This is a genomic window from Cohnella herbarum (genome assembly GCF_012849095.1).
GTDB classification, from domain to species: Bacteria; Bacillota; Bacilli; order Paenibacillales; family Paenibacillaceae; genus Cohnella; species Cohnella herbarum.
Window position 1 is genome coordinate 7,646,768 of the sequence record NZ_CP051680.1, and the last position, 23,233, is coordinate 7,670,000.

16 protein-coding genes (1 of these 16 only partly in view) are annotated in these 23,233 nt (G+C 49.6%); all 16 read left to right on the top strand.

Going from position 1 to position 23,233, the window contains the following annotated elements:
* Nucleotides 1–129 precede the first annotated feature (129 nt).
* Complete coding sequence (locus HH215_RS32135; protein WP_169283615.1) at nt 130–1,701, top strand: response regulator transcription factor; 1,572 nt, start codon at nt 130–132, stop codon at nt 1,699–1,701.
* 23 nt (nt 1,702–1,724) lie between these two features.
* The gene (locus HH215_RS32140) at nt 1,725–3,458 is read left to right on the top strand and encodes a sensor histidine kinase (RefSeq protein ID WP_169283616.1); all 1,734 of its coding nucleotides are present in this window, start codon (nt 1,725–1,727) and stop codon (nt 3,456–3,458) included.
* A 123-nt stretch (nt 3,459–3,581) separates the two neighbouring features.
* Nucleotides 3,582–5,285: a type 2 periplasmic-binding domain-containing protein gene (locus tag HH215_RS32145; protein ID WP_169283617.1), complete on the top strand. Its 1,704-nt coding sequence runs from the start codon at nt 3,582–3,584 to the stop codon at nt 5,283–5,285.
* A gap of 100 nt (nt 5,286–5,385) precedes the next feature.
* Nucleotides 5,386–6,366, top strand: coding sequence for an ABC transporter permease (locus tag HH215_RS32150; protein ID WP_169283618.1), 981 nt, complete (start codon nt 5,386–5,388; stop codon nt 6,364–6,366).
* A gap of 14 nt (nt 6,367–6,380) precedes the next feature.
* Entirely contained in the window at nt 6,381–7,313 is a 933-nt protein-coding gene (locus HH215_RS32155) for a carbohydrate ABC transporter permease (RefSeq protein ID WP_169283619.1), read from the top strand.
* A 17-nt stretch (nt 7,314–7,330) separates the two neighbouring features.
* A complete protein-coding gene (locus HH215_RS32160) occupies nt 7,331–8,338 on the top strand; it encodes an endo-1,4-beta-xylanase (protein ID WP_174887648.1) in 1,008 nt (335 codons plus the stop codon).
* Between the two features lie 20 nt (nt 8,339–8,358).
* A complete protein-coding gene (locus HH215_RS32165; RefSeq protein WP_169283620.1) occupies nt 8,359–9,504 on the top strand; it encodes a family 8 glycosyl hydrolase in 1,146 nt (381 codons plus the stop codon).
* Between the two features lie 69 nt (nt 9,505–9,573).
* The gene (locus HH215_RS32170) at nt 9,574–11,643 is read left to right on the top strand and encodes an alpha-glucuronidase family glycosyl hydrolase (RefSeq protein ID WP_169283621.1); all 2,070 of its coding nucleotides are present in this window, start codon (nt 9,574–9,576) and stop codon (nt 11,641–11,643) included.
* Nucleotides 11,644–11,671: 28 nt separating this feature from the next.
* On the top strand, nt 11,672–12,730 hold the full coding sequence (uxuA, locus tag HH215_RS32175) for a mannonate dehydratase (RefSeq protein ID WP_169283622.1): 1,059 nt from the start codon (nt 11,672–11,674) through the stop codon (nt 12,728–12,730).
* A gap of 13 nt (nt 12,731–12,743) precedes the next feature.
* Nucleotides 12,744–13,595 (top strand): SDR family oxidoreductase, encoded by an 852-nt coding sequence (locus HH215_RS32180; RefSeq protein ID WP_169283623.1) that lies wholly within the window; start codon nt 12,744–12,746, stop codon nt 13,593–13,595.
* Nucleotides 13,596–13,606: 11 nt separating this feature from the next.
* A complete protein-coding gene (locus HH215_RS32185) occupies nt 13,607–14,404 on the top strand; it encodes a Nif3-like dinuclear metal center hexameric protein (protein WP_169283624.1) in 798 nt (265 codons plus the stop codon).
* Nucleotides 14,405–14,501: 97 nt separating this feature from the next.
* A complete protein-coding gene (locus HH215_RS32190) occupies nt 14,502–15,284 on the top strand; it encodes a sporulation protein (protein WP_169283625.1) in 783 nt (260 codons plus the stop codon).
* Between the two features lie 129 nt (nt 15,285–15,413).
* Nucleotides 15,414–16,553 (top strand): phosphodiester glycosidase family protein, encoded by a 1,140-nt coding sequence (locus tag HH215_RS32195; RefSeq protein WP_169283626.1) that lies wholly within the window; start codon nt 15,414–15,416, stop codon nt 16,551–16,553.
* 94 nt (nt 16,554–16,647) lie between these two features.
* A complete protein-coding gene (locus HH215_RS32200) occupies nt 16,648–18,465 on the top strand; it encodes a PAS domain-containing sensor histidine kinase (protein ID WP_169283627.1) in 1,818 nt (605 codons plus the stop codon).
* Between the two features lie 457 nt (nt 18,466–18,922).
* A complete protein-coding gene (locus tag HH215_RS32205; protein WP_169283628.1) occupies nt 18,923–21,475 on the top strand; it encodes an S-layer homology domain-containing protein in 2,553 nt (850 codons plus the stop codon).
* Nucleotides 21,476–21,545: 70 nt separating this feature from the next.
* Nucleotides 21,546–23,233, top strand: partial view of a hypothetical protein gene (locus tag HH215_RS32210; RefSeq protein ID WP_169283629.1) — the 5' portion only. It continues 1,684 nt past the right edge of the window; the window shows 1,688 of its 3,372 coding nt (coding positions 1–1,688); its start codon is at nt 21,546–21,548; its stop codon lies off the right edge, out of view.

Here is a 23,233-nt window from a genome sequence, read left to right on the forward strand (position 1 = left end):
TTTTATTAGGTATACAAAAATGTACCCCATTGAGTAAGATAAGATTGGATTCCACAATTCAGCGTGTATCCATCTTCTGACTCTTAATATGGAAGCGATTACATTGAGGTGCGGGGAGTTGGAGGCCTAATGAAAAAAGTGATCTTGGTAGACGATGAAATTTTCGCGCGCAAAGGACTGATGGTGCTTATTCCGTGGGAAAAGTACGGGTATGAAATCATCGGCGAAGCGGATGACGGCGAAGAAGCGCTTCATCTGATCGAACGGCTAGCGCCAGATCTGGTCATCACCGATATTCGCATGCCCGTACTGGATGGTCTTGAACTTATTCAAACGGTACGGAAACGCAATGGCAAGTCGACGAAATTCATCATCATTAGCGGCTATGGAGATTTTAAGTATGCGCAGCATGCGGTTCGATTCGGCGTTCAAGATTATTTACTCAAGCCGATCGACGAGATCGAACTGATCGATACGCTGGAGCGTATCTCGAAAGAAATAGACAGTACGCCGAGTTGGTCGCAAGCCGACAATCGCGTCATTCAATCCTCAATGTTCGAGAAACTTCTGTCGGGTCAGATGGACGATAAAAGCTTGTCGGAAGCCGCCCAATCGTTGGGCCTGCCGGAAGATAAGCCTTTGCGTTATTTTGCGTTGGAATTGAACGATGCTCCGATGGCATTAAACGAAGCCGAGCGCGTGAATCGGGTCGAGCAGGCAAAGGAAGCGGCCGAAGCAATTCTGGCTAGACATATTCAAGGCAAAGAGCCTTTCTTATACGCGCGGAGTTTATCGGAATTGGGTTTTCTTGCGTTCGTCACCGGAGCGGAAGGCGCCGGAAGGCTGGCGGAGGAGCTTGTTCGGACGGTAAGCGGCAAGATCGAGGGGGTTCTTAGGGTTTACGTGGGAGAAGTGTCGCCTACGCTTGCTCTTATCCGAAAATCGTACTTGACCGCATTAGACGCGATGGAGCATAAATACGTTTTCGACGCCAAAAGCGTAACGCTCCATGAAGACACGAAGGGCGTCGTGTTGCAAGTCAAAGAAATCGAGCCCGCGATTTACTCCGGATTGATAGAAAGCCTGGAACTGCATGACGGCGATAAGATGCTTATGCTCGTGACCCGGATGTTCGCGGCATTTCAAGAGCAAAGCTATAGCCCGGAATCGATTACGGCTTCCATCTCGAGGTGCGTGCATGGGATCACCCGCGTCATTCAGACGATGCAAGGTAACGAGAGCACGATCGGTACTTTGAAACCGATCATGCATTGGCATCACGAGCCGAGAACGCTTCAAGGGATTAAACGGTTGTTCGTTGATTTCTTATCCGAATGCGCCGACTATATTACGGAATTGAGAAGCTCCAAGGGGAAAGGCGAAATCGGGAAAATCAAACAATATATCGAAAGTCATTACAACGAGAATATGAGCTTGAAGAGCATTTCCAAGCTTTTTTTCATGAATCCGGTCTACTTAGGTCAACTCTTCAAGAAAACATACGGCGTTTACTTCAATGAATTTCTGCTTCATATCCGGATTGACGAAGCCAAGAAGCAGCTCAGGCAAACCGATAAGAAGGTGTACGAGATCGCGGCGAACGTCGGGTTCGGCAACGCGGATTATTTCGTAAGTCAATTCGAGAAGGTGGAAGGAAAAACGCCGACCGAATATAAGAATGCCATGATCTCGAAAGCATAGGCATCGCGGGGGGAACATGGATCATGAGGGTACGAGGCGCGCTAGATAATATTAGGCTTAGAAACAAAATGCTGATCATTTACTTTTTATCCGTCCTTGTCCCGGTCATCCTGACGAATGTCATCTTTTACAATATTACGACGAATAACGTCAAGAAGCAGAAGATGGACGATTTGTCGCTGGCTATCGAGCAGATGCGCAATGAATTTCTCTATCAGATCGACGTGGTCGTCGGAATTTCAACCGTTCTGTACAATGACTCGATATTAAACGAATATTTGGACCAGCAATATGACATCCCTTCGGACTATGTTATGAATTATCACTCCTATATTACGGATATGCTGGAGAAATACGCGCCGGTGTACAGAGCGATCCAGAATATCAGTCTCTTTACGGACAACAATACGATTATTTACGGGGGGTCCGTTCTTGCGATTTCGGATATAGAGAAAGAAGACTGGTATAAGAGACTGGAGAGCTCCAGAACCTCTAATCCGATCATCGTGCGAGATACTAACTCGACCACGCAACCGTCGATCAGCATCGTTCGCAAGATGAGCAGTGCTGTCGGACAAACCCACTATGAGAAAGTAATCAAAATCGATCTCCACCCCGAGTTGATCAAGCAAATGTTCAGCAATGTAATGTTTGAAGGAAACGTAATCTTGCTCGCGGATGATGAGGTGCAGTATGAATCCTCGCCGAATGAGAATAAGGAGCAAGGGGACAAGGCTCATCATGCGGCGGAGGATGGCGCGATCGTGCTTGAAGAGAACTTTCCATCCGTGGAATATCTCGAAGGCTGGCGTATTAGCGGTGAATTCCAAGAATGGAAAGTACTCGAGGACGTGCGCAAATCCAGAGAATTCGTCATTTATATGGCGCTCCCGAATGTGCTCGTTCCGACGTTGATCATTATTTGGTTCACGCGTTCTCTGAACGTTCGTCTTATTCGGATTCTGAAACATATGAAACGCGTGAAAAATCATAGCTTCGAAACGATCGACAACGAGGAAACGAAGGACGAGATCGGTCAGTTAACGACGGAATTCAATCGAATGACTTCGCAAATCAGTAGTCTAATCCACGACGTGTACAAAGCGGATATTCAGAAGAAAGAGTTGGAGCTGAAACGGAATCAGACCCAGCTTCATGCCTTGCAAAGCCAGATCAATCCGCATTTTCTCTTTAATTCGCTCGAAACGATCCGTATGAGGAGCTTAATGAAATCCGAAGAGGAGACCGCCAAGATCATTCATCACATGGCGAAAATTTTCCGCAAATCGTTATCCTGGGGCAAAGATTTAGTAACGGTCAAAGACGAACTGGAATTGGTTGAAAGCTTTCTTCAAATTCAGAAATACAGATTCGGGGATAAGCTGAATTATCGGATCGAAGCAGACGATGCGAGCCTGTTGGAGTTAATCCCTAAGATGACGCTCCAGCCTCTGGTGGAGAACGCGAGCATACATGGCATCGAGCCGCTTAAGCAAGGTGGGAAAATCGATATTCATATCGAACGGCTAGAGGACAAATTGATATTCACGATAATGGACAACGGAATAGGGATGGACGAGGAGCGGGTGAAACTAATTTACTCCTATCTGGAAAGCGAGGAAGTCATCGGAGAGCGGATCGGCGTGCAAAATGTCATCTATCGACTAAAACTGATTTACGGCGATCGTTTTCGACTCCAGATCGACAGCTCGCCTGGACAGGGAACGTCCATTCGATTGCAAATTACGGTCGAATAATAAAGTCATATATGTTTTTCACAGTATGAACTATAGTTTATTGGGTAAACAAAGCCCCTGATTGCTTTTATAATGAAAGTGCTTACAAAAATAAAAAACATCTTTGAAAGGGGCTCGAATCGATTGGCTAAGAAATTATTATTGACTTGCATGGCTGCCGTATTAGTGTTCACTGCTGCTTGCTCTAATGGCAACAATGGCAAGAACAACGCGTCCAGTACTGCAAGCAGCAGCGCTCCTGCAGCAACAGAAAGCGCAGCCGCATCGGAAAAACCGCTTGATAAAGTTACTTTCTCTTACTTTCTTGGCGTAGCCAATGCGCCGGACGTGAACACGAACGAGACGACAATCGGTAAAGCTTTCGAGGATCAAACTGGCGTCAATTTTAAAATCGAACATTTAGTAGGCGACCTGAAAGCTAAGATCGGTACGATGATCGCCTCTAACGATTATCCGGATGTCATCAACCCGGATGCCGGTATTGATCAGCTTGTTGACGCCGGCGCGTTTATGGACCTGACCGATCTGATTGAAAAGAGCCCGAACATCAAGCGTGTATACGGTCCGTTCCTCAACCAAATGAAAGCGGCGGATGGAAAAATCTACTACCTCCCGATCTCAGCCCAAGTCGGCGACTTCGTGCCGGATCCTGAAATCAACCAAGGCGCATTTTGGATTCAACGCCGCGTATTGAAAGAAGCGGGCTATCCGAAGATAAAGACGCTGGATGAATACACGAAGCTGATTGAAGACTACGTCGCCAAACATAAAGACGAAGATTTGACTGGACTGATTTCCTTGACGCACGACTGGAGATTTTTCGCGACCTCCAACGTGCCTATGCACTTGGACGGTTATCCTAACGACGGTAACGTCGAAGTCGATATGACGACGTTCGAAGCCAAAACGTATTACACGACCGATTCCACGAAGCGTTGGTTGCAAAAATTGAACGATTTGAACGCTAAAGGTCTATTCGACAAAGCATCCTTCGTAGACAATTACGATCAATATCTTGCAAAGCTTTCTTCTAAGAAAGTCCTCGGATTCTTTGACTATGGCTGGCAATCGGCCAATGCCCGCAACCTTCTGGTAGATGCGGCAAGACAAGATCCAACGCAAGACGATTTCGTATACTTCCCGATGCCACTTACGTGGGATGGCGGTAAAGACCAGCTTTTGGATCCTCCGGGATTCGTTAAGAACCGCGGTATCGGTATCAGCGTAAGCGCGAAAGATCCAGAGCGGATCATGGGATATTGGGATAATCTGCTGAAAGAAGAAAACCAAATCCTTAAGAGCTGGGGTATTAAAGGCGAAACATACGAAGTGGACGACAAAGGTCGCTTCTACCGTACGGCTGAGCAAATCAAAAAAATCGACGAGCCGTTCAATTTGAGCTTCGGCTTCCGATACTTTAACTGGGATTGGCCGCAATACGGCGCGAATTCCACGCTTTCTGATGGCAACGCGTTCGCACCAGGCTTCCAACCGGAAGTATTCCAAATGCGCTTGACGGATGCGGACAAAACGATTCTCGAAAAATATGGCGTCAAAACGTACTCTGAGCTCTTCGCTGCTCCGGACGACCGCGCGTGGTACCCTGCATGGGGCATTCCGAAAACGCAAGGTTCACCGGAACAAATTTGGGAAACGACGAAGGACGAAGTAACGAAGAAATTCTATCCGAAGCTCGTGCTCGCGAAACCGGCCGACTTCGATAAAGTATGGGAAGAATATTTGACCGCATTCGGCAAGCTTGACACGGCTGGCTATGAAAAATGGTATACGGAGCAAATTAAAGCTGCTATTGAAGCTGCCAAATAATCGATAATAATGATAAAGCGAAAGACCGGCTTATACGTGCTGTTGGCTCGCATAAGCCGGCTTTCGCTTTCCACAAAGCAAAGACCGGTCCGGAAGGAGAATGAATATGGCGAGCAACATCAAATCTACAACGACTTCCATCGCGTCTGACCTAAAGCCGACGGGAATAAAGCTTTTCTTCAAAAAACTTGTGCAACAAAGGATTCTCGTTTTGATGTCCGTTCCTTTTCTCATATGGCTCTTTCTCTTCAAATATTTGCCACTGTGGGGCTGGACGACAGCCTTTCAAAAGTATAGACCGGCCAAAAGCTTCTCGGAACAAGAATGGGTCGGTTTGGATCAATTTAAGTTTCTCTTTCAAGACGAACGGTTTCTCCGCGTATTAAGAAATACGCTTGCACAGAGCGGGATCAATCTCGCCCTTGGTTTTATTACCGCAATTATCCTCGCGCTCTTGCTCAACGAATTGCGTGGAATGATATTTAAACGTGTCGTACAGACGGTTACTTACATGCCGCATTTTCTATCTTGGGTCGTCGCCGCGGGGATTATTCAAGCGACGCTCGCGCCGGATGGCATTATCAATATGTTAATGATTAAATTAGGCATGATCGAGAAAGGCCAAGAAATTTTGTTCCTCGGCATTCCGAAAGATTTCTGGACCATATTAGGACTTGGGACCGTTTGGAAAGACCTCGGGTGGAATACGATAGTCTACTTGGCTGCGATGGCAACGATTGATCCCGCGCAGTACGAAGCGGCTGAAATGGATGGAGCGGGGCGTTTCAGACGAATGTGGAACGTTACGTTGCCAGGTATCAAATCGGTTATCGTCGTCTTGCTTATATTAAACATCGGTAATTTGATGGAATCGGGATTCGAGGCGCAATACCTGCTTAAAAACGGTATGAACATCGATTATTCCGAGAACATTGACATATTTGTTCTGACTTACGGTATTAACCAAAGCAACTTTTCCCTGGCTGTCGCGGCAGGTATGTTTAAAAGTCTCGTCAGCATCGTCTTGCTGTTCATCGCGAACAATATTGCAAAACGTGCAGGAGAGAGCAGATTGTTCTAAAGGAGGATTACCGGATGGCGAACTTAGCTACAGGAACTGCCCCTAAGAAGCTTCCCCGAAGGAACGCTTCAATGGGAGACCGAATTTTCGACATATTAAATATCACCTTCCTTTGCTTACTGATGGTTGTCACCTTGTATCCTTTTTTGAACACTCTTGCGTTATCGTTGAACCGAGCGATGGATTCGATTAGGGGTGGCATCTATATTTGGCCGAGAGACTTGTCGTTTGAAAATTACAAATTCGTGTTTAGTCAATCGACGATATTCCATGCGACGTTGATCTCGATTCTTCGGTTGGTTATCGGTTCAATAACAACCGTATTTTGTTCGGCAATGGTAGCGTATACGATCAGTCGGCAAGAATTCGTGTTGCGTAAGTTCATCACGATCGCTTTCGTCCTGACCGCGTACGTTAACCCGGGCCTTATTCCGAACTATTTGAACATTCGCGATTTAGGCTTGATAGACAGCTTCTGGGTTTATATCTGGCCGGGATTGATCGGCGTCTTCAACCTCATTCTTATCCGATCATTCATCGACGGACTTCCGGAAAGCATTCTTGAGTCGGGAAGAATAGACGGAGCGGGAGAATTCAGGACGTTCTTCAACATCGTACTGCCTCTTTGTCTGCCTGTTCTTGCGACGGTGGCGTTGTTCACGGCGGTATATCAGTGGAACTCTTGGCTTGATGTATTCTTGTATAACTCGTCGAATATCAAACTTAGTACTCTGCAATACGAACTGCAAAAAATTCTACAGAACTCAAGCGCCTCTTCGTCGGCGGCAAGTGCATTTTCAAATCCGGAAGCGGCAGCCAACGCGGTTACGCCGCTCGCGGTAAGATCGACGATGACGATCGTGGCTTCGGTTCCGATGATCGTCATGTATCCGTTCTTGCAGAAGTACTTCGTTAAAGGGATGATGGTCGGCGGCGTGAAGGGTTAACGGGAGGATGAGCAGATTTGGCAGATAATATTAACCGAAGCATTCCTAAATTGCATGAAGCTTTCCAAGGTTATTTCGATATAGGAGCCGCGGTCAACCCGCGTACGATCGTCGAAGCGGGGGAACTGATCGCCAGTCACTATAACAGCCTTACCGCCGAGAATGAGATGAAGTTCATAAGTCTTCATCCCGCGGAGGATACGTATACGTTCGAAGCAGCCGACCAAATCGTCGGTTTTGCACGAGAACATGGAAAGAAGATGAGAGGGCACACGCTCGTATGGCATAATCAGACTTCTGATTGGCTGTTCCAGGACAGCGATGGAGGATCGGTTAGCCGCGATACGCTGCTTGCCCGTCTGAAATCCCATATCGATACCGTCGTGAAACGTTACCAAGGGGATATCTATGCTTGGGATGTCGTCAATGAAGCCATTGCGGACGAAGGGGCGGAGCTGCTCCGCTCTTCCAAGTGGCTTGAAATTGCCGGACCGAGCTTTATTGCCAAAGCTTTCGAATTCGCTCACGAAGCGGATCCGAAAGCGCTGCTATTCTATAACGATTACAACGAGTCGCATCCGATGAAGCGGGAAAAGATATACGCTCTGTTGCAATCCCTGCGCAGCCAAGGCGTGCCGGTACATGGCGTCGGTTTGCAAGCTCATTGGAACTTGTATGATCCGGGGCTGGATGAGATCCGGGCCGCGATCGAAAGATACGCATCGCTTGGCTTGGTGCTGCACTTGACCGAGATGGACGTGTCGGTTTTCCGGTTCGAAGACAGGAGGGCAGATCTGACCGCTCCGACCGAAGAGATGTTAGAGCTGCAAGCTCGAAAGTATGAAGTTGTGTTCAGTATGCTTCGGGAATACCGGGACGTCATTGATTCAGTCACTTTCTGGGGGGCTGCGGACGATTACACTTGGCTTGACGATTTTCCGGTTCGGGGTCGGAAAAACTGGCCGTTGCTGTTCGATGAGAAGCACCAGCCAAAACCGAGCTTCTGGGGCGTTGTATCCGAATAAGTAGGGGGAGTGTAGGATTAATGGAAGCATCGAAGCACGAAGGCGCTTATTACTCCGGCAATTATCGCAATCTTCTGCTCGATTACGGATACGACGAAGAGGATATTGCCGTCAGAGTCGAACAGACGTGGCAGCTCTTGTTCGGAGACAATGAAGCTACGAGAATCTATTATCCCGTCGGAGACGACATGGGTTATATGCTCGATACCGGGAACGACGACGTTCGGACGGAAGGCATGTCCTACGGCATGATGATGGCCGTGCAACTCGGCCATAAGGACATTTTCGATCGGTTATGGAGATGGACGTATAAGCATATGTTTATGTCTTCCGGAGAGAACGCGGGATACTTCGCTTGGTCTTGTAATAAGGACGGCACGAAGCGGGCGCATGGCCCCGCGCCGGACGGCGAAGAGTATTTCGCTCTCGCGTTGTTCTTCGCCTCGAATCGGTGGGGCGACGGTCCTTCCCCGATGGATTACGGCGCGAAGGCTAGGGAATTGCTTCATGCGTGCGTTCACAAGGGGGAAGACGGGATCGGGTATCCGATGTGGAACCCATACAACAAATTGATCAAGTTTATACCGAACTGCGAATATACCGATCCGTCTTACCATATTCCGCATTTCTACGAGCTGTTCTCTTTGTGGGCAAACGAGGAAGATCGGACGTTCTGGAAGGAAGCCGCGGCGGCGAGCAGGGATTATTTGCGGGTGGCTTGCCACCAGGAAACCGGTCTAGCTCCGGAGTATTCGTTCTACGATGGTACGCCGAACGACGAACGCGGGTACGGACACTTTTTCAGCGATTCCTACCGGGTTGCCGCCAATATCGGACTCGATGCGGAATGGTTCGGTTCTAATGAGTGGATGAGACAACAAACCGATCGTATCCAAGCGTTCTTCGCGGACAAGCAACCCGATGACTACAGGCGTTATAAAATCTCGGGCGAACCGTTCGAGGAAAAATCGCTTCATCCCGTCGGTCTCGTCGCTACGAACGCCATGGGGTCGCTTGCCCATCCGGAAGGAGCGCATGCAAAGGCAAGCGTACAGTTGTTCTGGAATACCCCCGTACGCACGGGGGACCGGCGTTATTACGACAACTGCCTTTATTTGTTCGCCGTATTGGCATTAAGCGGACGGTTTAAGATTTGGTTGAGCTAAGCCCGTTCTAAGCCTCCTTGTATGGGGAGGCTCTTTTGCATTGATATATCGAAAGGCAGGAATGTCAGCATGAATCTTAAAAACGATAGAAGCGGTTACGAATGTTGGTTGAGGTATTCCTATATTGACGACGATATCTCGCGAGATGCTTATTTGAAACGGTGTTCCCGGATCGCTCTCATTGGGGAATCCGCTTTAATAGAGTCGGCGCGTGCCGAACTTAAGCTTGCTTTGACCTCGATGCTCGGAGCAAAACCGCTAGAGATCGGAATATCGGAAGACGGTCCGGCGATCGTGGCCGGAACTTTCGACAGCTTACAGGGACTAGGCCTCGGCTCGTTTGTCGAAGCGGCCGATATTGCCGAACTGGGTAATGAAGGCTATATCGTGCTCGCATCGGAAGACGGTCGGGTGTATCTATTGGCGGAGACGGACAAAGGGGTATTATATGCCGTCTTCCACTTGATTCGAATGATGCAGACCGGGGAAGATATCGAAACTGCGAGCGTGCGAGAATTTCCGCGAAACAGCCTCAGAATGATCAACCATTGGGATAACATGGATGGATCGATAGAGCGCGGTTACGCGGGGCGAAGCATTTTTTATCGAGATAGCAGGTTCATTGAGGATCTGAGCCGCGTTAGGGATTACGCCCGTTTGCTCGCTTCCGGGGGGATCAACGCCGTCTCGATTAACAACGTGAACGTTCACGTTCAAGAATCGAAGCTAATTACCGAGGAGTTCCTGCCAGATGTCGCGAAGGTTGCGGACATCTTCCGCGGTTACGGCATTCGCCTCTATTTAAGCGTAAATTTCGCTAGTCCGATCGAGATCGGCGGGCTGGAAACGGCGGATCCTTTGGTGCCGGAAGTACGCCGGTGGTGGAGCGGGGCTGCTAAGGAAATATACCGCCATATACCGGATTTCGGCGGATTCGTGGTCAAAGCGGATTCGGAATTCCGGCCGGGGCCGTTCACCTACGGTCGCAATCATGCGGACGGTGCAAATATGCTGGCCGAGGCTCTGGAACCATACGGCGGAGAAGTGATCTGGCGCTGTTTCGTTTATAACTGCTTGCAGGACTGGCGGGATCGATCGACGGATAGAGCTAGAGCCGCATATGACCATTTTATGCCGCTGGATGGTACGTTTCGGGACAACGTCCTGCTTCAGATTAAGAACGGGCCGATGGATTTCCAAGTTCGCGAGCCCGTTTCTCCTTTGCTGGGCGGGTTAACGCGCACCAATCAACTGTTGGAACTGCAGATTACGCAAGAGTATACAGGCCAGCAGCGACACCTGTGCTACTTGGTTCCGCAGTGGAAGGAAATTCTCGAATTCGATACTTATGCTCAAGGGGAACATTCGACCGTCTCGGAGGTTGCGAGCGGAAGACTGTTCGGAAGGAAACGGGGAGGTCTTGCGGCGGTAGGGAATATCGGGGATGACATGAATTGGACCGGGCATATTCTCGCTCAGGCCAATTGGTACGGCTATGCCCGGTTGACATGGAATCCGTGCCTTAGCTCGGAGCAGATTTCTCGGGAATGGATTCGGATGACTTTCGGGCAGGACATGGGAACCGAAGGGATTATTCTGAAGATGCTCAGCGACTCTCATCGTATCTACGAGGCCTATACGGCGCCTCTTGGTGTAGGCTGGATGGTCAATCCCGGACATCACTACGGCCCTAACGTTGACGGGTATGAATATTCCAAATGGGGTACCTATCACTATGCGGATCGCTACGGCATCGGGGTTGACCGCACGGTAAGATCGGGTACGGGTTACGCGGGACAGTACCATTCTCCGCAATCGGACCTATACGAATCTCCGGAACGATGCCCGGATGAGCTTCTGCTTTTTTTCCATCACGTATCTTACACGCACGTGCTGAAATCCGGCAAAACGGTTATTCAACATATATACGATTCTCATTTCAACGGTGCGGACCAGGCCGTCGATTTAGTGGCGCAATGGGATTCGATCAAGGAAAAGATCGACGAAGGGATATATCTCCAAGTGAGGGAGCGGCTCTTGCATCAGGCCGAGCATGCCGGGGAATGGCGGGATATCGTGAATACTTATTTCTATCGCAAATCGGGAATCGCGGACGATTACGATCGCTTAATCTACTAACTGCTTAGAACGAAAGGGCGGTTGTCGAATGAAAATGGTATTCCGGTGGTACGGGGAAGGGAACGATACCGTCACGCTGAAGCAAATCAAGCAAATTCCCGGCGTGGAAGGGATCGTATGGGCGCTTCATGACGTTCCCGCGGGCGAAGAATGGCCGATGGACAAAATTTTGGCTTATAAGGAACAAGCGGATTCGTACGGCCTGCATCTCGAAGTCGTCGAGAGCGTGAACATTCATGAGGATATTAAGCTTGGATTGCCCTCGCGGGATATATACATCGATCGCTACAAGAAAACGATCGAAAAGCTGGCTAAGGTAGGCGTGAAAACGATCTGCTATAACTTCATGCCGGTATTCGATTGGGTACGGACCGATTTGTTTAAGGAGCTAGAGGATGGCTCGACGGCTCTTTTCTATGAGAAAGCCAAAGTCGACGGCATGGATCCGCGCGAGTTGGTCGATCGGATCGCGAACGATCTTGATTTTACGATGCCGGGTTGGGAACCGGAAAGACTTAAGAAGTTGACCCCGCTCTTCGAAGCCTATTCGAGCGTTTCGGAGGAGGATTTATGGAGTAACCTGCAATACTTTCTGGAGGAGATTATCCCCGTAGCGGAAAGCAATGGGATCAAAATGGCGATACATCCGGACGACCCGCCATGGCCGATCTTCGGATTGCCAAGAATCATCACGGGGCCGGATAGTTTGCGAAGATTGCTTCGGCTGGTCGACAGTCCAAGCAATGGCATCACATTGTGCAGCGGCTCGCTTGGAGCGAATCCGCGGAACGATATTTCGGCAATGGTGCGGGAATTCGCGGGTCATATCCCGTTCGCCCATATTCGGAACGTCCGCGTTTACGATAACGGGGATTTTATCGAAACGTCTCACCGGACGTCGGATGGGACGGTAGACATTGCCGGTATCGTGCGGGCTTACCATGAAACCGGATTTACCGGATATGCCAGACCGGATCACGGAAGGCATATTTGGGATGAGCAGTGCCGGCCTGGTTACGGTTTATATGACAGAGCGCTAGGCATTATGTATTTGTGGGGAGTTTGGGATTCCATGAACGCGAGCTAAAGGGGAAGTTACCATGAGCATTCCAATCCATGAGAATTTACGAGACAAGGTAGCCGTCGTGACGGGCGGGAGCGGAGTTCTCTGCTCCGAGATGGCCAAGGAGTTAGGCCGCCAAGGAATGAAAGTGGCGATACTGAACCGGACGGAGGACAAAGGGCAAAGAGTAGCGGAGGAGATTCGCCTGGCGGGGGGAGAAGCGCGAGCGTTCGTCTGCGACGTGCTGGATGCCGACTGCGTGAACGGTGCGGCGAAGCTCGTTCAAGAGCAGTTAGGTCCGTGCTACCTTCTCGTTAATGGGGCTGGGGGCAACCATCCGGGGGGCAGTACGACGAACGAGACGTTTCAACCGGGAGATACGGAGAGAACGGATATCCGTACCTTCTTCGACTTGACCGAGGAGGGCTTCAGTTATGTGTTCGATCTGAACTTCCTCGGGACGCTCCTCCCGACGCAGGCTTTCGCCAAACAAATGCTAGGCCGCCCGGGAGCGAATATTATCAACCTGTCCTCGATGAGCGCTCCCAGCCCTATGACCAAAGTGCCGGCATATAGCGCGGCGAAAGCCGCTATCGATAACTTCACGCAGTGGTTGGCCGTTCATATGGCGGACTCAGGGATTCGGGTTAACGCGATCGCTCCGGGCTTTTTCCTAACCGAGCAAAACCGAAAGTTATTAACGCGGGAAGACGGCTCGTTAACGGAGCGGTCGCATAAGATTCTCGCGCATACGCCGATGCGCAGGTTCGGCCGGCCGGAGGACTTGCTCGGTGCGCTAATCTGGCTCGCGGACGATAGCGTTTCAGCATTCGTCACCGGCATAACGGTCCCGGTTGACGGCGGATTTATGGCTTATTCCGGAGTATAGGAGGCGGCAGGATGAACATCCGAATTCAAGACGTCATCCATGCGCTCGCCGCGCAGATCGGAGAGATCCCCAACAGCGTTGACCGGTTGATCGCTGGGAACCCGTTGTCGGAAGTTAAGGGAATCGTCGTGGCGTTCATGGCGACTCGGCGCGTCTTGGAGCAAGCCCGGATATGGGGGGCCAATCTGGTCGTTACGCACGAAGGAGTGTTCTATAGTCATCGCGAAACAGGAGAAACCTGTTCGGATCATGAGTCTGTGCATGCCGATAAGAAGCGGTTCATCGAAGATAGCGGGATCGCGATTTATCGTTTGCATGATTCATTGCATAGGGCTAGCCCGGACGGGATCATGGAAGGGCTCATTCAAGCGCTGGATTGGCAGGAGCATAAAATCGAACATTTTCCCGCCGCATCAGTGGTCCATCTGCCGGCTAGCACCGTTGGAGTCGTCGCGGAACATGTCAAGCAACGGTTAGGTCTCGCTACCCTTCGCCTTGCAGGCGACTTAGCGATGCCATGCCGCCGAGTCGGTCTATTAGTGGGATATCGTGGCGGGATTGAGCATTCTGTTCCCCTGTTCGAGAAGCATAACGTGGATTTGGTTGCCTACGGAGAAGGACCGGAATGGGAGACGCCGGAGTACGTGAGGGATGCAATCGAGATCGGACGTCGCCAGGCGTTACTCGTTCTGGGCCATCTAGAAAGCGAACAACCGGGGATGAGGCTGCTGGCTGATCGTCTAGGCGTTCTTTTCCCTTCCGTTCCCGTTCGTTTTTGTCCCGTGGAATCGGTTTTCAAGGCTGTTTAATTTATAGTTTCGATTTTTTAATAGTGCGAATCCTTTGGCGAATTGATTCGTATATCCTTTCATGTACCAATACTTATGAAGGGTCGGGATGAGAAGGATGTCATTTTTCGGAAGAATGTTGGCAAGCGTAGGAATCGGTTCGGCGAAAGTGGATACGGTGCTTGAGAAATCATCCTACTATCCTGGAGAAGAAGTACGCGGCGTCGTCCGGATTCAGGGCGGATCGATCGAGCAAAAAGTGGATGGCATCCTGTTATCGGTAATGACCACGTATCTCCAAGAAATGAACGACACGAAAATACACAAAAATTCGGAAATCAGCAGCATCCGCGTTTCCCAGCCTATAACGATCGGCGTCGAAGAGTTCAAGGAAATTCCGTTTACTTTCGTCCTTCCGGGGAATACTCCGCTTACTCTGGGGCGGACTCCGGTATGGATCAAGACGGCGGCGGACATTCAATCCGCAGTAGATCCTACCGATGCGGACCACATTCAAGTAGAACCTTCGGATCATCAGCAAACCGTGCTGGATGCGATCGATACCCTCGGGTTCCGGTTGAAAAATGCCGAATCGTTGTACGCTCCTCGCATGCGCGCCGCGTTGCCTTTCGTTCAAGAATTCGAATGGGTGCCGACGAGCGGACGTTACCGCGGCAGATTGGATGAGCTCGAACTTATCTTCCTTAACAATCGGCCTGATGGAGTGGATTTGCTGTTGCAAATCGATCGCAAGGCTACCGGTTTCATGAGCATGCTCGCTGAGTCGATGGACGTGGACGAGAGCTTCGTAAGGATATCGCTTAACGCTAACGAGTTAAATGCCGGCTATTCGCGGATTGCGGACATCCTGGATTCGGTTATTTCGAAATATTCTCACTGATAGAGCAAGGCCAGCCCCGACATCTCAAGCCGAGTGTCGGGGTTTTTCTATGCCGATGTTCAATGTATTTTCAGAAAATCCGATAGAAAAGGAGTGACCAACAACAAGAGAACAAGGAGTTATATGATCATGAACAAGTTTTTCGCTAGCGTTTTGCTTTTGTTTTGCTTCTGTTTCGTTTCTACAGGCTCGGCCTCTACCGGGACCAAATCATTCGGTTACTTGGATCCCGCGACTGCTTCTATTTATGTACCAACTACTTTCCTTACCGCAATGGGAGCGAATATAAAGTGGAATTCCACGGATAAACGATTGGGAATCACCCATGGAGAAACCAATCTTGTTCTATCGATAGGAAATAAAGAAGCTATCGTCAACAATGAGGGGGTCGCGCTGACGGATGGTGCTTATATCGCGGACGGAGTCAAATACGTGCCGTTGAAATTCGTTGCCGAGAAACTGAATATGAAGACGACGTGGAACGCGAACTCGGCGTCCGTTAGCGTGACCTCGGGAGAACAAACGGAAGAAATACCCGTCGTCAAGCAAACTCAAAATCCGAATCGCGACAAACCGATCAAGACCGAGAAGAGGACGTTTAAGGTTGGACGCAATACGTTTAGCGCTCAAGTGGTTACGATATCCTTGCTTCACCCCGGCATCGGCTTAAGTATCGGATTGGCGCAGGACGAAATCGGTAAAGTCGAAGACCTTAATAGCATTGCGAAGAAAAACGGTGCTGTAGTCGCGATTAACGGCAGTTTCTTCGATGCGTATACGGAACAGGCCTTCAAGGTTCCTTACGGTAACGTGATTAGCGAAGGCGAGCATAAGCACAAGAGTTTAAGCGATCGGAGAACGATGTTCACTTTCGATATGAACAAGCTCGTTAAGCTCATCTCAGGAACGGAATATAAGGAAGACTATAAGCAAATCAAGATCGAAGGCGGCGTACAAGCGGGCCCTCGGTTGGTGAAGGATGGGATTGTCGCGCTTAATGTCGTGGAGGAAGGGTTTAGAGATCCGAAAATATTAACGGGCGGGGGCGCGCGCAGCGCGTTAGGCATTACCCGTGACCATAAGCTTATTCTTCTTACGTTGGGCGGAGCGACCATCCCTCAACTCGCGGAAATCATGAAGCAGGCGGGAGCCCACCAAGCCATGAATCTGGATGGAGGGGCATCGAGCGGATTGTACGCGGACGGGAAGTATTTAACGACGCCTGGACGGAAAATCAGTAATGCTATTTTGATCAGCTACAAGAAATAATTGGAATTTATTTCATCATCTTAAGGAGATCGACAAGGATTATGTCGAAGATTGGTGAATTAATAGTCTATTATACCAATCTATGTCACGGGTGATGACAATTAACAACAACAATCTGCTCTCCGATGTCAGAAACAAGTTGCTTGTGCTAGATTCCTTCTTAAACCTTACTTCCGATGCCGTGTACGTGATTGATACGGCTGGGAAAGTATTGGAGGTTAATAAGAAGTTCGAGGAGTTTCACGGCTGGACCCGGGATGAAATTATCGGCAATGAAATGCCTTTAAGTCCCGAAGAGCGGATAAAGGCGCTACAAGTGTTCGAAAGGATTGCCAAGGGAGAGAAAGTAACGGTCATAGAAGCCAAGAAAATCACCAAGAGCGGCGGGGCGTTCTATACGGACGTTACGATCTCTCCCGTAAACGATGCGGATGGCGCATTGATTGCTCTTATCGTTATCGAGAGGGACATTACTTGCAGGAAGCTAGCAGAGGAAAAGATTAGGGAGAGCGAGGAACGCTACCGTGTCTTAGTAGAATGTTCCCCGGAGCCGATTGTCGTCCATCAGGGTTTCGTCGTTGTTTTCGTTAATCCGGCTGCGGTACGACTTATCGGAGCTAACCATCCAGATGAAATCATTGGCCAACGCATTGAGCGCTTCGTACATCCGGATGATCGGCAAAGTCTGGCGGATGATGTTCATAAGTTTCTTAATGAAGGTAAAGTTCCGGAAAGAAAAGAAGAAAGGCTCATCCGGCTTGACGGCGAAATCATCTATGTCGACAGCACGATGGTTCAGATCGTATTCCAAGGGGTTAAGTCGGTTCAATTATTATGTCGCGATATAACGGATCGCAAGAAGGCGGTGTCAGAGCTCGAGGTTAAGGAGCGGGAATACAGCCGCGTGCTTCAGCTATCCCCTGAACCGATTATTTTGCATCAAGCCGGCATCGTTACGTTCATTAATAATAGAGGGATTAAATTGTTGCGGGGATCAGGGCCGCAAGATTTCGTCGGATATCCGGTGATCGATTTTTTTTGCTCCAGCTACCTCCCCCTCATATTAGAACGGATGGAAAAAGTCGTTCAAACCAATGATTATATGGATTTTATCGAGATGAAGATTAAATGCTTAGATGGCGAGATCGTAGATGTCGAGGTTTCGTCGGTCTGCGTGCATAGGCACATCGGACATCCTATCGTGCAAGTCGTTATTCGTGATTTAACGGAACGGAAAAAAACGGAGGAAATGATACGGAGATCCGACAAGCTATCGATCGCAGGGGAGCTCGCCGCGGGAGTCGCGCACGAGATTCGGAATCCTCTGACATCGCTGAGAGGATTCATGCAGCTTCTTCGCGAGAAAAATACGGATTACGTCGATATCATGCTCGGGGAAATCGATCGGATCAATGATATCGTGAACGAGTTTATCGGGATGGCCAAGCCTCAAACTATGCATTTCGTCGTATGCGACCTTCGGGATTTGATCGAACAAGTCCTTGTATTCATGCAACCTCAGGCGACAATGTTTAACGTGCAGATGAATTTGACGTTACTTTCCCCTCGATTCTCCATAGAATGCGAACCCAACCAGATTAAGCAAGTGTTCATGAATGTTTTGAAAAACGCAATAGAAGCTATGCCGAATGGCGGGATGGTCGAAATCACGATATATATGAAGGATCAGGATACGATTGCGACTAAAATTGCCGATCAAGGAGTCGGAATTCCCGCGGATCGGATGGAGAGAATCGGCGAACCCTTCTTCTCGCTGAAGGAAAGCGGAACCGGATTAGGTCTTATGATTTGCCATCGAATCGTTGAAGCGCACAAAGGGAAGATCGAGATTCGGAGCATCGTAAACGTGGGGACGACCATGGAAGTTGAATTACCGGTTAACAAGGGGTAATCAGGAACGATGTTGACTGGGATATTACGAGTTTACTATTTATTGCTTTGGTTGATTATCCAATAAAATGCAAAGAGAAACCCGCGCATTTATTAAATGCCGGGTTTTTTGACATTTAAAAGGCGTTCGTTCGTTTCACTCCAAGAAAGTCCTCAGTCAATTAAAACCATATTACTTCTACGTAGGCTTTGGAGTGTCCTGTTCGTCAATCGGTAATTCGCAGTATTTTGCATGATTATATGACAAGTCATGAGTAAAGTCATGCAAAAAGTAATATGTAAGCTATATGTCAAGTGACGGTAGTCACCATGACTTTTTTGTGGTAATACATGACATTAAGTGAAAAATTTAGTGACCCGTGACAGATTGACGATGTTACAGTTTGTATATTAATATGGCTCCAGATGATACTTTTTGTATCATTTTGAGTATCAAACCTACGAGAGGAGCTTTAAGAATGAAACGCATGAGGAAAAGGACAGGACGTAGTATTCCCTTACTTCTGTTGGCAGCATTGCTACTTGCGGTTGCGATTCCCACGGGATTTGCAAACGCCCAATCGTCCGAATTGTCCGACATCGAAGGACATTGGGCAGAAGCGGATATCTCCGAATGGTATGAAGCGGGACTGGTGAAAGGGTATTCGGATGGCTCGTTCAGACCGGATGATGGAATCACCAGATCGGAATTCGCGGCTTTGGTAAACCGGTCGTTCCAATTGACCGAACCTGCCGCGATATCGTTCAAAGACGTTAAGGAAAGCGCATGGTACTACAAGGAAATCGCGATTGCGAGCAAAGCCGGATATTTGAATGGTTATTCGGATGGAACGGCCAAACCGATCGCCAACATTTCACGCGAAGAAGCGGCCGCTATCGTATCCCGGCTTGCATCATTGGAGAAAGACGAGGAAGAAGCTTCCCAGCTTGCCGATTTTACCGCTTTCTCCGGTTGGAGCAAAGGGTACATAGGCGCTGTAGCCAAGGCCGGCTTCATTAAGGGTTACTCCGACGGAAGCTTTAAGCCGAAGCAGTCGATCACGAGAGCGGAAACGGTGTTCGCTTTGAAAAGCGCGTTGAAGGCGAAGGCGCCGAAGGAAAAAGTAACGATCGAAGCTATTAAGGAACAAAGCGTGATCGTGAATTTCACGACTAAGGTCGCCGTGAAAACAAAGCCGGAAGACGCGAAGGTTACGGTAAAGAGCAGCGACGACAAAGTGGCGACGGCTACCGTGAACGGCCCGAATATCGAAGTGAAGGGCTTGAAATCGGGTGCGGTCAAAATTACCGTAACCGCGAAGAAAGACGGTTATGCCGATGGCCAGCTTACATTCGACGTCAAAGTTAACTATGGTGGAGGAGGAGGAGGTCCTGGTCCAACTCCAACGCCTACTCCGAACCAAAGACCGGTTATTACGGTCGATGAACGGGACGAATCGAATGACGGGTGGATAAAGCTGAAAGTCGGAGACAAATTCACGCCTCCCGTAGTAACCGCTGTTGATGCGGAAGATGGCAATATTACGAGCAAGATCGTGAAAACCGGCGAAAATCTAGTCGACACATCCAAAGTCGGCGAGTACGTCCTTAAATATAACGTAACGGATAGCCGCAATCTGGCCGCGGCGGAACGCATAGTGAGGGTTAAAGTAGAAGCGCCCGCGCCGAATGTCGTCAAGGCGGACATAGAGGTAGACGTGGCCGAGGATTTACCGACCTTTAAGGAAATCACTGTTCATTCGGCGGATGTCGGCTCCAAGTTCAAAGTGGAAGGATCGACTTTGGTTAAGTCCTTCAAGGAGTCTATTACGTTGAATACCGCAGCCGCTACTCTCAAGGTCACGATTCTGGACAACGAAGGCAAGGAGCTCGGCTTCGTCATCGTTGATGTAGCAGGCGACAACAGGAAGAACTACACGCTCCAGGTGGAAAACCAAAAGCCTGTTATTACGGTCGTTGAACCGGACGGCAAGAACGATGGCGTCATTACGATTCGGGTAGGGGGGGCCTTCCAGGCTCCCGCAGTAACGGCAAATGATCCCGAGGATGGGGATATCACGAGCCGGATCGTGAAGACCGGCGAGAATCTAGTGGATACGTCCAAAGTCGGAGACTACGTTCTTACTTATAACGTATCGGATTCGCGTGGTCTCGCGGCAGCTGAACGCAAAGTGACGGTCAAAGTGATAGCGGCAAACTCGGCAACGGTGAACATTACGGTTGACGTGGCTGAAGAATTGCCAACCCTGAAAAATATTAAGGTAGATTCGGCGACGGTCGGCGCAAAGTTCAAAGTAGAAGGCTCCGCTCTGGTTAAGCCGTTCGGTGAGTCCATCGCTCTGAACGCTGGCGCAACTACTCTTAAGGTCACGATCCTGGATACGAACGGGAATGAAATAGGGTTTGTTATGGCTGACGTAAACGGCGATAACAGCAAAGCCTATACGTTTGAATATGTAGGCGAAGAGCCGGGAGAGTCGGAGCAAACTGCAACCATTAAGGTAGAAGTCGCGAAAGACTTGCCGACCTTTAAGAACATCACCGTGAAATCGTCGACGGTCGGTGCGAAGTTTAGGGTGGAAGGCTCGGATCTGGTCAAACCGTTTGGAGAATCGATCACCTTGGTAACTGGGCAAGCCGCACTTATAGTGACGATCTTGGATGCCGACGCCAACGAACTGGGCTCCGTAAATGCCGACGTCGCCAACGATAATCAAAAGGACTACGTATTCAAGGCTCCGAATCCAGAGCCGGCGTCTTTGACGGCGAACGTGACGGTAGACGTCGCGGAAGACTTGCCTACTTTGAAAAATATCACCGTGAATTCTGCTTCGGCAGGCGTCAAATTCAAAGTGGAAGGCTCCTCATTGACGAAAGGCTTCGGAGAGAGCATCGCTCTCAATACCGGCTCCAGTACGAGGATCGTTTCGATCCTGGGTGCTTCCGGTAACGTCATTAACTCGTTCACGATTGATGTAAGCGCGGACCGTACTCAGGATTACGACGCGTAGAAAGCTTCGGATTAAATGTCATCGTACATTTAATTATAAAAAATCATTGTATAACAGGGAGGATATTTTCGTGCGAAGAGCAACCAAGGTCGCAACTCTAACTGCAGTAGCCACAATGCTATTCAGCTCAACGGCAATGGCATTGCCTGCAAACACCGTAGTCATCGGCAAGAAAGCTTATTCGGTTCAAGCGCTTTTCAATGGGGTTGACGGCATCCAGCGGGCATTGGATGAAGCGGATGGGAAGTTGTATTTTAATCTGGAAGGCCAAACGAATGGGTTTCAAGGATTGTTCAACGGTCAGGCGATTACGCAAGCTCAGAAAGGCGAACTCGGCAACATCACTTATTACGATGCCGAGGGCAATGCGATTGAATGGGACAGCTTCGACGTTCAGAACGAGGAGGATCCGGGCGAAGAGATTACGGTTGTCAGCGCGGCGGCCGTTAACTCCACGACGATCAGCGTCACGTTTTCAGACGAAGTAACGAAGGAGTTTCAGGTTTCTCCTCCGCTCACGGCGGGATCTAACACGCGGACGATCACGTACCTGGAAGAAGAGTATGAAGTAACGGTCAATTACGTCCCGCCCGTGCAAGTAGGCGGAGCGGCGGTCGAGAAGATCGAGTTCGTAGATTACCGCAATATTAAAGTTACCTTTAACAAAGTCGTAGACGGAGCTAGCGCAACGAATCCAAACAATTACTACATGGAAATCATCGACGGCGATTCGAAGTATAGGCTTGCCGCTCCTCCGACGCTGCAGGACAGCAATCAGCTCAGCAAGATCGAGACGACGTATCCTGGCGGCGCAGCGCAATGGTGGCTTGACGATCACATTGTCGCCAATACCGAGAACAACAAGACGGTGGTCACGATCAATCTGCCGGAAGATGCGCGCTTTACGAACCTCGTGGATACGGACTTGGGCAGCTACCCGAATCCGGTAAGTTCCGAGGATGCCGAAAGAACGCTGGCGGTCGAGCTTCAGACGTCGAAGACGGGTCCGACTACGTATAAGTATTTGACGAAGGACGTTTCCGTCAACGTAGCCGTTCGTAACGTGAAGGATGCCACTGGCAAATTCACCGTTAATACGGCCGTGAAGCCGATCCGAATTCTGGACGAAGTGAATCCGGAGTTGCTCGCGGTCAACAAGGTAAATTCGACCGCTCCAAGCGTATCGTCGCTTAGCGCAAAAGGACTCGGCGAAAATCTCGGCAACTTCGAATTGTTCAGAGCCGGCGTTGGTCATATCGGCGAACAATTGCAATTCGTTTACTCCGAGCCGGTGTTCGACACGCACGATCTGGATAAGTCCGACTTGGAAGGCAAGAGAGACGTCGTTCTGTACGTGAACGGCAACAAGGTCGCCTCGACAAGCAACGGCAACCTTCAGGATTATCTGACGTTCGACATGGCCGAAGATTCGACCTACGCGAGCTCGAAGGTCGCCACGCTGGACGCGGAAGCGGCAGTCAGATCGGTATACAAGGAGTACTTCGCAACGGGAATCGACTATGGATTCTATCTCGTCGGGGTAACCGACTTGGCGGGCAACATCGAAGTTTCTTCCAAGCACTCCTTTAACGTGAAGTTCAAAGACAAGTCGGTGACTCCGCCGTTCATCGTTAAACCGGTCGTGCTGGACATCGTTCAAGTCGCGGACAACGTGTTCAGAGTAGAGTTTAACCGCGAAGGCGCGGAAGGTAAGTTGGTCATCGAGAATCCGGACGGCAACGGCACGGGCACGCTGGA